A 12,817-nucleotide genomic window follows, 5' to 3' on the forward strand; every position below is an offset into this window, starting at 1 on the left:
CGGTCAGCGCCGTGAACCTGCGGCTCAGTTCTGAGGAGATCCGCTATCTGGAAGAGGCCTACCAGCCGCACGTTCTCACAGGCGTGATGGCGCAAAACACGCCGCAAGCCAAAGACCATCATCAGGTGTGGACGCGGTAACCCTCTGTCCTGTTCAGCAGGGAGAATAAAACATGAAAAACGTGATTGCCGCGGCAGCCTTGTCGCTTGTGCTGTCTGATTTTACTTATGCCAACGAACAAAGAGATGAAGCTATGATGAAAATTACCCCCTCCACCCTTGTGGACGCTGATATTCACGCGGTCTCACCGGCGCTGGCACGCTTTGGTCGAGAAGCAATTACTGAAGATCTGTGGACACGCGAAGCCCTCTCGCCCAGGGACCGTAGCATCGTGACCGTAGCCATGCTGATTGCCCGCAACCAGCCAGGCGAGCTGAAGCACTATATTGCCGTTGCGCTCGATAGCGGCGTGACGCCAGCGGAAGTATCAGAGATCATTACCCATCTGGCGTTCTACTCAGGTTGGCCCAATGCAATGTCAGCCGTCAGCGTGACCAAAGCGATCTTTGCAGCCCGCGGCATCACGGCAGAGGCCCTGCCCGCCGCCTCGCCAACGCTGCTGCCACTCAATGAACAGGTAGAGAAACAGCGTGCAGACACCGTGGAAAAAAATGTCGGCCCCATTTCGCCTGGCCTGGTTAAATTTACCGCCGACCCGCTGTTTCTCGACCTCTGGCAACGGCCCGCGCTTACGCCCCGCGACAGAAGTCTGGTGACGGTCAGCGCGTTAATCGCCGCCGGACAGAGCGCGCAGATTGGCTACCACCTGAACAGAGCCATGGATAATGGGCTTTCGGCTGAAGAGGCCGGAGAAGTGGTCGCCCAGGCGGCGTTCTACGCGGGATGGCCAAATGCGTTTACCGCCGCCCCGGTGGTCGGCGAGGTATTGCGAGCGCGCGAGAGCAAAGCTGAATAAAAAAGAATAAAGGACAGGTAAGCTGTCCTTTATTTATCGTTAATTGTTAATTTAAAGGTACCACGAGGGCTTCCGATTAGGTCTCGCGGAAAGAACATAAACGGTCTATCGAAGTATGGAGACTTCGATCGTGAGTCTGTTCACATCGCTCATTGAGAAAATTGCCGTTCCGTATGCCGTCATGAGTCTCATGAAAGCAGCGATCGCTGTGGCGAGACGGTAGCGCGGACATGTCTATTTGGTCAGAGATGGGCATCTCAATTTAGTTACTACACCGCTACTTCGCTTGATGTATTTTATATTAAATATCAATGAATTGAATTATTCATTTAATATAAATTGATGTTATAGCAATCGCTATACAGGCTCCTTAGTCATGACTGACCGCCCCACACCGCATATCGCAAGAATTTGCTCTCTCAGCCAGCGGTGACCGGGGTCGCGTTCCATTCTGGGGTGCCACATCTGCGATACCGTAATACGACGGCTTTTGAACGGCAGCTCGAAAACATGTACCTGGTCCGTTACCTGCTGATTGAGTAAATAGAGTGCGGGTATCATGGCGATAAGATCCGATTCCAGCGCCACGGACAGGGCTGTCGGAAATCCCGGTACGACGCTCGCAATTTTACGTTTTGTCCCCAGTTCGGCCAGCGCATCGTCAACGGATCCGTGCAACGCGCCATCGGGTGACGCTACCACATGGCCCCAGGCGACATAATCATCCACGCCTATTTCTGCCTGCTTAGCCAGCGGGTGCCCTTTACGCACGACGCCAACAAACCGATCCTCAAACAGTCGTTGCAGCCGTATTTCTGGCCCCATATTACTCTGAACGCCAATCTCCAGATCAACCAGCCCTTCCCGAAGATAGCGCGACGTTTTTTCCGGCTTAGGCGCGAAGCGTATACAGACATCCGGCGCGGCGTCGGCAACCGCTGCTATGAGCGCAGGCCCAAACGCCACCACAAAGCCATCGTTTGCCCTGATGGTAAAAAGACGCGCCAGACTTCTCGCGCAGAACGTTTCCGTTGAGGGCTGCAATACTGCCCTGGCCTCGTGCACTGCACGCCTGGCGCGATCCCGGGTCGCTTCGGCCCACGGGGTCAGTACCATGTTACGCCCGGCGCGCACCAGGATCGGGTCTCCTGTGACATCGCGTAACCTGCTTAATGTCCGGCTCATGGCCGAGGTGCTGAGGTTCAGACGACGTGCCGCACCTGCGACACTCGCTTCACTCAGCAATATGTCGAGTGCTACCAGCAAATTAAAATCGGGATCAGACATTACCCTTCCTCCCAGCACATTAAGATAAGGCGTTTGATGCAACAATAAAGTGAAAGTAGTGCGTCTTCCGCCCAGTAAAAGCCATCTTTATAGTTTTGTCATCCATACACTCTTCTCAGAGGACAAATGATGACGCTCTTTTCCAGTCAACCCGGCGACGAAGGACTGCCTGGCCCGGCGCGCGCACGGGTGATGGCCGCAATAATGACCACCACCTTAATGGGCGTGTTTGATGGCACCATGATCAACATTGCCCTCCCCTCAATGGCTCAGGAGATGCAGGTACCTGCCAGTATTGCCGTCTGGTTCGCCAACGGGTATCTGCTGGCGGCTGCGATGACGCTGGCGATATTCGCGGCGCTTGCGGCCCGTCTGGGTTATCGCTCCGTATTTCTGGCGGGCCTGACGACCTTTACCCTGACATCACTGGGTTGCGCGCTGGCGAATAAGCCCGAAGTGCTTATCGGTATGCGCGTGCTTCAGGGGATCGGCGGCGCGGCGACGCTGAGTATTGCCCCCGCAATACTCAGGTCCGTATTTCCCGGACGATTACTTGGCCGCATTCTGGGATTCCATGCCCTGCTCATTGCCTCCAGCTCCGCTATCGGCCCGGTATTGGGCGGTACGATACTTCACACCCTGAGCTGGCAATGGCTGTTTGCGATAAACGTTCTTCCCGGCACCCTCGCCTTACTACTGGCGGTCAGAGCGCTGCCGCGGGATGCGATCCCTATGCAGGCACCCTTCGACACCGTGGGCGCCATATTGTCGGCGCTGCTGTTGGGTTCGACGATCATGGCGGCGAACAGCCTACAGAACGCTACTTCTCAATTCGGCAGCCTTTGCTGGATGGCTCTCGCTGCGCTGAGCGGCATGGCTTTTATCTGGCAAATCCGCCGCACGGATCATCCCTTACTGCCGCCGACCATGTTTAAAAATGAACGTTTTACCCTCGCGGCCTTCACGTCGATGATTGCTTTTGTTAGCCAGGGGATCACCTTTATTGCGCTGCCCTTCCTGTTTCAGAGCGAATACGGCTACAGTCCGGTAGTGTCTGCCCTGCTGTTTACGCCGTGGCCGTTAGGGATCGTGCTGATTGCGCCGCATGCAGGCCGTTGGGCGGACACGATATCAGCCCCGGCGATATCCACCCTGGGGCTGGTGATTTTTGTCGTCGGTTTGATCCTGCTGGCGACGTTACCCGCCGGCCCTTCAATGTGGGATATCTGCCTGCGAAGTCTGGTGTGCGGAATAGGGTTTGGCTGCTTTCAGAGTCCCAATAACCGGGAAATGCTCTCAAACGTTATTCGTGAGCACGCGAGTTATGCGTCCGGTGTTTTATCCATTATGCGCACTTTCGGGCAGTGCCTGGGAGCCGCCGCCGTAGCCGTTCTGCTGGCAGCAGATGAAAGGTCAATTCATGTTGCGCTGTGGAGCGCTGCCGCGGCCTCTGCGGTATCGGTCATCGTCAGCGCGAGCCGGTTGCGTAAAATTACTCATCCTGCGGAAACAGGATAAATGCGAAAATATCACTAAACGCGACTACTCCAGCGCCAGCAGCGCAAAACGCTGATCCCGCAACCAAAGTGGAGTCCTCCGTCGGAGTTCAATAGACTGACAGAAAGCTATAACCGCTGATTTATCAAGGGAGAAGTGAGTTTAGAAGACGTCAGGAGACTGGAGTTTGGAGCGGGCGAAGGGAATCGAACCCTCGTATAGAGCTTGGGAAGCTCTCGTTCTACCATTGAACTACGCCCGCGAAGAGGTGCGAGAAGCATTATAGCCCTTACGCACCCTGTGACAAGCCTGCCAGATGCTGACTGGCGATAAAATAACCTTTTAGCACTTAGGTTTACTGCCCTGCGGCGGCAGATAGCGCAGCGGATCGATGGCCGTGGCCCGATAGCGGATCTGGAAATGCAGGCGCACAGAGTCGGCATCCGTACTGCCCATGGTGGCAATTTGCTGGCCGGCCTTCACGCTCTGGCCATTATTCACCATCAGCTTATCGTTGTGGGCGTAGGCGGTGATGTAATCCTCGCTGTGCTTAATCATGATCAGGTTGCCATAGCCGCGCAGCTGGTTGCCGACATACACCACCTTGCCCGCCCCGGCGGCATACACCGGCTGCCCGCGGGTCCCGGCAATATCAATGCCCTTATTGCCGCCATCGGCGGTGGAATAAGGCAGGACCACTTTGCCACTGGTCGGCCAGCGCCAGCAGCGCTGTCCCACCGGCGGCCAGGAGGATTGAGGTACCGCAGATGAAGGGGTGACCGCCGCAGTGCGCGTAGAGGAAGATTTTTTCTTCGTCGTCTTTGACGCGCCGCTGCCGTTGAGCTTCAGCTTCTGCCCCACCTCAATGGTGTAAGGCGGGGAGATGTTATTCAGACGAGCCAGATCGCGAACGCTGGTGCCGGTGGTGCGCGAGATGCCGTACAGGGTATCGCCACGTTTGACGGTGTAGGTGGCACCGGAGTCGGAGGTGCTGGAGCAACCGGCCAGCACCAGGCTTGTCGCCAGCATCAGTGTCATATAAAAGCGTTTCATCATCAGGCATCCTGCACTTAACACAACCACTTACCTCGCAATCAGGGCGAATATCATACCAGCCCGCGGCGCAGGGCGTCATCCCTGAAGGCTAACAGATGACCCTCTGGCATCACGTTCGGCCAGCGACGGAAAGATTCACTTTCATACCGCACGTCGTGGAGGGCACGCCCCGCAGTCCCAGGCTGCCGCTCGCAGACCAGCCTCCAGGGCTTGTTTTGGTAATGCCTTTCTCCCATTTATGGGCTACCCTAGTGGCCTGAGTACATGACCCGGCGGGTTTGTGCCGGGTCATTTTTTATTTTCAGGAGTCGTCATGGCCGGGGAACACGTCATTTTACTGGATGAGCAGGATCAACCTGCCGGTATGCTGGAGAAGTATGCCGCCCACACGCTTGATACCCCTTTGCATCTCGCGTTTTCCTGCTGGTTGTTTAATCAGCAGGGTCAGTTTCTGGTCACCCGTCGTTCGCTGGGCAAAAAAGCCTGGCCCGGGGTGTGGACTAACTCGGTCTGCGGACACCCCCAGCAGGGCGAGACCTTCGAGCAGGCCGTCACGCGCCGCTGCCGCTTCGAGCTCGGCGTAGAGATCGCCGATATCGCGCCGGTTCACCCGGCCTTCCGCTACCGGGCGGTCGCCCCCAACGGCATTGTTGAGAACGAAGTGTGCCCGGTGTATGCCGCGCGCGTGGTCAGCCAAGTGCAGCCTAACGACGATGAAGTCATGGATTATCAGTGGGTTGACCTGGAAACGATGTTAAGCGCGCTGGCCGCCACGCCGTGGGCGTTTAGCCCGTGGATGGTACTGGAAGCGGAAAACCAGGACGCCCGCCAGGCGCTGATCGATTTCGTTGCGCGTCTGCGCGGGTAAGCTGATTATTCTCCAGGCCAGGCGCAGCCCTGTGCCTGTCATTAATGCCTGGCGGCGCTACGCTTGCACAGGCCTACGGTTCTGCGCCATTGCGTAGCCCGGATAAGGCATTTACGCCGCTATCCGGGGTCCCCCGGCTTGCGCTGCGCCGGGCTACGTCAGGCTTCGGCCCTCATATCAGACATAAAAAAACCCGGCAAGCCGGGTTTTTTGTATTTCGCGAAGGGCGATTATTTCTGCGGACGCATCGCCGGGAACAGGATCACGTCGCGGATGGTGTGGCTGTTAGTGAACAGCATGACCATACGGTCGATACCGATACCCAGACCAGCGGTCGGCGGCAGGCCGTGTTCCAGCGCGGTGACGTAGTCTTCGTCGTAGAACATCGCTTCGTCGTCGCCGGCGGCTTTCGCATCAACCTGATCCTGGAATCGCTGCGCCTGATCTTCAGCGTCGTTCAGCTCGCTAAAGCCGTTACCGATTTCACGGCCGCCGATAAAGAACTCGAAACGGTCGGTGATTTCCGGATTCACGTCGTTACGGCGCGCCAGCGGAGAAACTTCCGCCGGGTATTCGGTGATGAAGGTCGGCTGAATCAGATGCGCTTCCGCCACTTCTTCGAAGATCTCGGTCACGATACGGCCCAGACCCCAGCTCTTCTCAACTTTTATGCCGATGGACTCAGCGATCGCTTTCGCGGAATCGAAGTTATCCAGATCCGCCATCTCGGTTTCCGGACGGTATTTCTTGATCGCTTCGCGCATGGTCAGTTTTTCAAACGGCTTGCCGAAGTCGAACACCTGGTCGCCGTAAGGCACTTCAGTGTTGCCGAGGATGTCCTGCGCCAGGGTGCGGAACAGGGATTCGGTCAGCTCGATCAGATCTTTGTAATCCGCGTATGCCATATAGAGTTCCATCATGGTGAACTCTGGGTTATGACGAACGGAGATCCCTTCGTTACGGAAGTTACGGTTGATCTCGAAGACGCGTTCGAAGCCGCCAACCACCAGACGCTTGAGGTACAGTTCCGGCGCGATACGCAGGTACATGTCCAGATCCAGCGCATTGTGATGGGTGATGAACGGACGCGCGGAAGCGCCGCCCGGGATCACCTGCATCATCGGGGTTTCCACTTCCATAAAGCCGCGGCCAACCATGAACTGACGAATACCCGCCAGGATCTGCGAACGCACTTTGAAAGTGTTGCGAGATTCATCGTTGGAGATCAGATCGAGGTAACGCTGACGATAGCGCGCTTCCTGATCCTGCAGGCCGTGGAATTTGTCCGGCAGCGGACGCAGGGCTTTGGTTAGCAAACGCAGCTCGGTGCAGTGGATGGACAGCTCGCCGGTTTTAGTCTTGAACAGCTTACCGCGGGCGGCGATGATGTCGCCGAGATCCCATTTTTTGAACTGGTCGTTATAAACGCCTTCCGCCAGGTCATCACGCGCGACGTACAGCTGAATACGGCCGCCAACGTCCTGCAGGGTAACGAAAGACGCTTTACCCATAATACGACGGGTCATCATGCGGCCAGCAACGGCCACTTCAACGTTCAGCGCTTCCAGCTCTTCGTTTTCTTTCGCATCGAAGTCAGCGTGCAGTTGGTCAGAGGTATGGTCACGACGGAAATCGTTCGGGAAAGCGACGCCCTGCTCACGCAGCGCGGCCAGCTTCTCACGGCGGGTTTTCAGTTCATTATTAAGGTCAATTGCCGCGTCAGCGCCCTGTGCTTGTTGTTCAGACATGTTGGTTCCTCATAACCCTGCTTTCAAACTTGCTTCGATAAATTGGTCCAGGCTGCCGTCGAGCACCGCCTGAGTATTGCGGGTTTCCACCCCGGTACGCAGATCTTTAATACGCGAGTCGTCCAGCACGTAAGAGCGGATCTGGCTGCCCCAGCCGATGTCGGACTTGTTGTCTTCCATCGCCTGCTTCTCGGCATTTTTCTTCTGCATCTCCAGCTCATAAAGCTTCGCTTTCATCTGCTTCATGGCCTGGTCTTTGTTCTTGTGCTGCGAACGGTCGTTCTGGCACTGCGTCACTAAGCCGGTCGGAATGTGGGTGATACGCACCGCGGATTCCGTACGGTTAACGTGCTGACCGCCCGCGCCGGATGCGCGATAAACGTCAATGCGCAGATCGGCCGGGTTAATTTCGATATCGATATCGTCATCCACTTCCGGATAAACGAACGCCGAGCTAAAGGAGGTATGACGACGGCCACCGGAATCGAACGGGCTCTTACGCACCAGGCGGTGAACGCCGGTTTCCGTACGCAGCCAGCCGTAGGCGTAATCGCCAATGATTTTGATGGTCACGGATTTAATGCCCGCAACTTCACCTTCGGATTCTTCGATGATTTCGGTCTTAAAGCCGCGGGCTTCCGCCCAGCGCAGGTACATGCGCATCAGCATGCTGGCCCAGTCCTGGGCTTCGGTGCCGCCGGAACCGGCCTGAATATCGAGGTAGCAGTCGGCGCTGTCGTATTCGCCGGAGAACATGCGGCGGAACTCAAGCTGTGCCAGCTTCTCTTCCAGCCCGTCCAGCTCAGCAACCGCTTCGTTGAAGGTCTCTTCGTCTTCGGCTTCAACCGCCAGCTCCAGCAGACCAGCCACGTCTTCCAGCCCCTGGGACATCTGATCCAGGGTATCCACAATGGCTTCCAGAGAAGAACGCTCTTTACCCAGCGCCTGGGCGCGTTCAGGTTCGTTCCAGACGTCCGGCTGTTCCAGCTCGGCGTTTACTTCTTCGAGACGCTCTTTCTTGGCATCGTAGTCAAAGATACCCCCTAAGAACGTCGGAGCGCTCCGTGAGGTCCTGAATGCGGTTTTTTACCGGATTTATTTCAAACATGGTCGGTTTCTTTTAATGGATTTGTCAAAATGCGGTGATAAGAGCGGAATTCTACCGGATTCGCGCCCTTATTCATACACTGTTGTCAATTTGGCCAGAGGTGATCGATGATCAGCTGCAGGCTGCGGTTGCCGCGGAACTCGTTGATGTCGAGCTTGTAGGCTAACTGCACTTCGCGCACGCCGTTGTCCGGCCAAATGGAAGTATCAACGTTGAAAGCAATACCGTCCAGCAGCGGGCCGCCGCCAACCGGTTCGACCATCACTTTCAGGTGACGCTCGCCCACCAGCCGCTGCTGCAGCAGGCGAAAACGGCCATCAAACAACGGTTCCGGGAACATCTGCCCCCACGGCCCGGCGTCGCGCAGCATCTGCGCCACTTCCATGCTCATCTCCGTCGCCGCCAGCGGGCCGTCGGAGACCACCTCGCCCTGCAATAATGCGGGATCCAGCCACTCAGTCACCAGTTCGCCGAAGCGCTGTTGAAACTCCTCAAAGCGCGCCTCTTCCAGCGATAAACCCGCCGCCATAGCATGGCCGCCGAACTTCAGGATCAGTCCCGGATAGAGCGTATCCAGGCGCTCCAGCGCATCGCGCATGTGCAGCCCCTGAATAGAGCGGCCGGAACCTTTCAGCGTGCCGTCGCCGGTCGGCGCAAAAGCGATAACCGGGCGATGGAAGCGCTCCTTAATGCGTGATGCCAGAATGCCGACCACCCCCTGATGCCACTGCGGATGGTACATCGCCAGCCCGCCAGGCAGGGTGTCGCTGCTACGTTCCAGTTGCTGACACAGGGTCAACGCTTCGGCCTGCATCCCCTGTTCAATCTCTTTACGCGTCTGGTTGAGCGCATCAAGCTCATTGGCTAACACGCGCGCTTCGCCGATGTTATCGCACAGCAGCAGCGCCACGCCGACGGACATATCATCCAGCCGCCCCGCCGCATTGAGGCGCGGCCCAAGGGCGAAACCGAGGTCGCTGGCCGCCAGTTTTTGCGGGTCACGGTTGGCAATTTCCAGCAGCGCTTTAATGCCTGGCCGACATTTGCCGGCGCGAATGCGGCTTAACCCCTGCCAGGTCAGGATGCGGTTGTTGGCATCCAGCGGCACGACGTCCGCGACGGTGCCCAGCGCCACCAGATCCAGCAGCTCGGCAAGGTTCGGCGCGGCTATGCCGCGGGCGTCGAACCAGCCTTTATCGCGCAGGAAAGTACGCAGCGCCAGCATCAGATAAAACGCCACCCCCACCCCGGCCAGTGATTTCGACGGGAAGTCACAATCGCGCAGGTTAGGGTTAACGATGGCCTCGGCCGCCGGTAGCGTCTCGCCCGGCAGGTGGTGATCGGTCACCAGCACCGGAATGCCCAACGCATGGGCGTGATCGACACCGGCATGTGACGAAATGCCGTTATCAACGGTCATGATCATCTGCGCGCCGCGAGCGTGCGCCTGATCGACCACTTCCGGGCTTAAACCGTAGCCGTCTTCAAAACGGTTGGGCACCAGATAGGAGACGTTACCGTAGCCCAGCGCGCGTAGCGCCAGCACGCTAAGGGCGGTACTGGTGGCGCCGTCGGCATCAAAATCGCCGACCACCACAATATGTAACCCTTTCTCGAAAGCCTCATGCAGCATTTCAACCGCTTTTTCAACGCCAGTGAGCTGCGTCCACGGCAGCATGCCTTTGACGCTGCGCTCCAGCTCCTGCGCGCTGCGCACGCCGCGGCTGGCATACAGCCGCTGCAGCAGCGGCGGCAGGTCAGCAGGGAGATCGACGCCGTCAACCGCCTCACGGCGGCGTAGTTGTATCTGTTGTTTCACGCGAATCAGTTACCGCTTGTCTGTTTTTTATGCTCGTCGAGGAACGCTTTCAGCTCTTTCGGCCCCTGATAGCCCGGCAACACCATACCGTTGCTGAGAACCATCGCCGGGGTGCCGTTGACGCCCATCTGCACGCCGAGGGTGTAATGTTTGGCGATATCCACATTGCAGCTTGCCGGCTGCACGCCTTTGCCGTTCATGGCGTCATCCAGCGCTTTGTTGCGATCTTTCGCACACCAGATGGCCTTCATGTCCTGCTCGGCCTGGCTCTGCAGCCCCTGGCGCGGGAAGGCCAGATAGCGCACGGTAATGCCCAGTGCGTTGTAGTCGCTCATCTGCTCGTGCAGTTTATGGCAGTAGCCGCAGGTGATGTCGGTAAAGACGGTAATGACGTGCTGCTCCTTCGGCGCTTTATAGACAATCATCTCGTTGCTCAGTGCGTTCAGCTTACCGACCAGCAACTGGTTGGTGACGTTGACCGGCTGCGCGCCGCTCACATCGTACATCGGCCCCTGGATGATGTGTTTGCCATCGTCGGTAACGTACAGGACGCCGCTGTCGGTCAGCACCGTGCTCATCCCGGAAACCGGCGACGGTTGAATATCAGTACTCTGCACACCCAGCTTCGCCAGCGACTGTTTGATCGCCGCGCTATCGGCATGCGCCGCGCCGGAAAGCGAGGCTGCCAGCAGAGTGAACATCAATAAACCTTTTTTCATACTCAGTCCTTTTGTTCAGCACTCACGCCCGCGGGTGGTGCTGTTGATGAAGTTGTCGCAGACGCTCGGTCGCCACGTGGGTGTAGATCTGCGTGGTGGAGAGATCGCTGTGTCCTAACAGCATCTGCACCACGCGCAGGTCGGCGCCGTGATTGAGCAAATGCGTGGCGAAGGCATGGCGTAATACGTGCGGGGAGAGTTTCGCGCTGTCGATCCCCGCCAGGACGGCATAGTGTTTAATGCGGTGCCAGAAGGTCTGACGCGTCATCTGCTGTGCGCGCTGGCTGGGAAATAAGACATCCGACGCCACGCCATTCAGTAGCCACGGGCGACCATATTCGAGGTAATTTTCTACCCACATTACCGCCTCTTCGCCCAGCGGCACCAGACGTTCTTTGTTGCCTTTACCAATGACCCGCAACACGCCCTGACGCAGGCTGATATCGCTCATCGTCAGGCCAACCAGTTCCGAGACGCGCAGGCCGGTGGCATACAGCACTTCCAGCATCGCCTTATCGCGTAACTCCAGCGGCTGCTCCACCAGCGGCGCCTGCAGCAGACGTTCAACCTGCGCCTCGCTGAGATCCTTCGGCAACCGCTGCGGCAGCTTCGGCGAAGCCAGCAGCGCGCTGGGATCGTCCGGGCGAATTTTTTCCCGGTACAGATGCTGGAAGAACCGGCGCACGGCGCTGAGCAGACGTGCGGTGCTCGTTGCTTTGTAGCCGCCGGTTTGCCGCTCGGCCAGCAGCGCCTGCAGATCGTCGCTGCCGACGCTGGCCAGCGACAGGCCGCGATGGTGCAGCCACTCGACTAACATCGTCAGATCGCGACGGTAAGCGCTGAGCGTATTCTCCGCCAGATTCCGCTCCAGCCAAAGGGCATCGAGAAACTGTTCGATTTGTGCCAGATCCTGTTTCACATCGGCCTCTTTGTTCGTTATACGGTCTCATTATGCCTTAAGAGGCCGCCTTTCTGGTACACTGGGCGCAATTCACGGCAAGAATTGAGACGTTTACGCGATGAATATAGGTCTTTTTTACGGCTCCAGTACCTGCTATACCGAAATGGCTGCGGAGAAAATCCGCGATATCATCGGCCCTGAGCTGGTGACGCTGCACAATCTGAAAGACGATTCCCCCGCGCTGATGAGCCAGTACGACGTACTGATCCTCGGCATCCCGACCTGGGATTTCGGCGAAATTCAGGAAGACTGGGAGGCGGTCTGGGAGCAACTGGATACCCTGGACCTGGAAGGCAAAATCGTCGCACTGTACGGCATGGGCGATCAGCTGGGCTATGGCGAATGGTTCCTTGACGCACTGGGCATGCTGCACGACAAGCTGGCGACCAAAGGCGTGAAGTTTGTCGGCTACTGGCCAACCGAAGGCTATGAGTTCACCAGTCCAAAACCGGTTATCGCCGATGGCCAACTGTTCGTTGGCCTGGCGCTGGATGAAACCAATCAGTACGACCTGAGCGACGAGCGCATCCAGAGCTGGTGCGAGCAGATCCTCGGCGAAATGGCCGAACACTTCTCCTGACGCCGCTTACTCCTGCGCCGGTTTTTGCAGCACCAGCCGGCGCAGATCGCGCCATTCTCCAGCATCCATGCTATCCGCCGCCAGCCACAGATGCTGCCCGCGCCGGGTATCGACATGGCGTAAACGCAGCAGCATACCGCTATTGATGACCCACGGCGTCCCGAGGATCTCCCATTCGGCGTTTTGCCAGCGAAGACG

At 57.6% G+C, this 12,817-nt stretch carries 12 protein-coding genes, 1 tRNA gene and 1 pseudogene; 5 read left to right on the forward strand and 9 right to left on the reverse strand.

All coding sequences use genetic code 11. The features are described 5' to 3' along the window. Positions 1 to 140, forward strand: a pseudogene (locus tag CW267_RS28185) (aldo/keto reductase); the annotation flags it as partial. Between the two features lie 32 nt (positions 141 to 172). Next, a complete protein-coding gene (locus CW267_RS28190; RefSeq protein WP_048965125.1) occupies positions 173 to 976 on the forward strand; it encodes a carboxymuconolactone decarboxylase family protein in 804 nt (267 codons plus the stop codon). A gap of 357 nt (positions 977 to 1,333) precedes the next feature. Here CW267_RS28190 and CW267_RS28195 read toward each other — a convergent pair whose 3' ends face one another. After that, positions 1,334 to 2,263, reverse strand: coding sequence for a LysR family transcriptional regulator (locus tag CW267_RS28195; protein ID WP_029602171.1), 930 nt, complete (start codon positions 2,261 to 2,263; stop codon positions 1,334 to 1,336). 129 nt (positions 2,264 to 2,392) lie between these two features. Here CW267_RS28195 and CW267_RS28200 point away from each other — a divergent pair, with 129 nt between their 5' ends. Continuing rightward, positions 2,393 to 3,781: an MFS transporter gene (locus tag CW267_RS28200; RefSeq protein WP_100781234.1), complete on the forward strand. Its 1,389-nt coding sequence runs from the start codon at positions 2,393 to 2,395 to the stop codon at positions 3,779 to 3,781. A 167-nt stretch (positions 3,782 to 3,948) separates the two neighbouring features. Here CW267_RS28200 and CW267_RS28205 read toward each other — a convergent pair. Both CW267_RS28205 and actS read right to left on the reverse strand, forming a co-directional pair. After that, a tRNA-Gly gene (locus CW267_RS28205) sits at positions 3,949 to 4,022 on the reverse strand. 80 nt (positions 4,023 to 4,102) lie between these two features. Then, positions 4,103 to 4,816, reverse strand: a complete 714-nt coding sequence (gene actS / locus CW267_RS28210; RefSeq protein WP_016161813.1) for an amidase activator ActS — start codon at positions 4,814 to 4,816, stop codon at positions 4,103 to 4,105. Between the two features lie 313 nt (positions 4,817 to 5,129). Between actS and idi the strand changes: the two genes are divergently transcribed. Continuing rightward, positions 5,130 to 5,684: an isopentenyl-diphosphate Delta-isomerase gene (gene idi / locus CW267_RS28215; RefSeq protein ID WP_008806421.1), complete on the forward strand. Its 555-nt coding sequence runs from the start codon at positions 5,130 to 5,132 to the stop codon at positions 5,682 to 5,684. Between the two features lie 230 nt (positions 5,685 to 5,914). On the opposite strand, the gene lysS is transcribed toward idi, so the two are convergent. From lysS to xerD, 5 genes are all read right to left on the reverse strand, one after another. After that, on the reverse strand, positions 5,915 to 7,432 hold the full coding sequence (lysS, locus tag CW267_RS28220; protein ID WP_008806422.1) for a lysine--tRNA ligase: 1,518 nt from the start codon (positions 7,430 to 7,432) through the stop codon (positions 5,915 to 5,917). Between the two features lie 9 nt (positions 7,433 to 7,441). Then, positions 7,442 to 8,540 (reverse strand): peptide chain release factor 2 gene (prfB, locus tag CW267_RS28225; protein ID WP_012540595.1). Its coding sequence is split into 2 segments (ribosomal slippage): positions 7,442 to 8,464 and positions 8,466 to 8,540, totalling 1,098 coding nucleotides; the frame shifts between segments, so codons are not numbered across the junction. Positions 8,541 to 8,625: 85 nt separating this feature from the next. Next, positions 8,626 to 10,359 (reverse strand): single-stranded-DNA-specific exonuclease RecJ, encoded by a 1,734-nt coding sequence (recJ, locus tag CW267_RS28230; protein ID WP_008806424.1) that lies wholly within the window; start codon positions 10,357 to 10,359, stop codon positions 8,626 to 8,628. A gap of 5 nt (positions 10,360 to 10,364) precedes the next feature. Next, entirely contained in the window at positions 10,365 to 11,078 is a 714-nt protein-coding gene (gene dsbC / locus CW267_RS28235; protein WP_008806425.1) for a bifunctional protein-disulfide isomerase/oxidoreductase DsbC, read from the reverse strand. Between the two features lie 22 nt (positions 11,079 to 11,100). Beyond that, a complete protein-coding gene (gene xerD / locus CW267_RS28240; protein WP_008806426.1) occupies positions 11,101 to 11,997 on the reverse strand; it encodes a site-specific tyrosine recombinase XerD in 897 nt (298 codons plus the stop codon). Between the two features lie 100 nt (positions 11,998 to 12,097). Here xerD and fldB point away from each other — a divergent pair, with 100 nt between their 5' ends. After that, positions 12,098 to 12,619 (forward strand): flavodoxin FldB, encoded by a 522-nt coding sequence (gene fldB, locus CW267_RS28245; protein WP_008806427.1) that lies wholly within the window; start codon positions 12,098 to 12,100, stop codon positions 12,617 to 12,619. Between the two features lie 6 nt (positions 12,620 to 12,625). On the opposite strand, the gene CW267_RS28250 is transcribed toward fldB, so the two are convergent. After that, positions 12,626 to 12,817 (reverse strand): protein YgfX (locus CW267_RS28250; RefSeq protein ID WP_227521877.1); only part of this gene is annotated, 192 nt, incomplete at its 5' end.

The organism is Klebsiella sp. X1-16S-Nf21, assembly GCF_002837615.1.
GTDB lineage: Bacteria > Pseudomonadota > Gammaproteobacteria > Enterobacterales > Enterobacteriaceae > Klebsiella > Klebsiella variicola.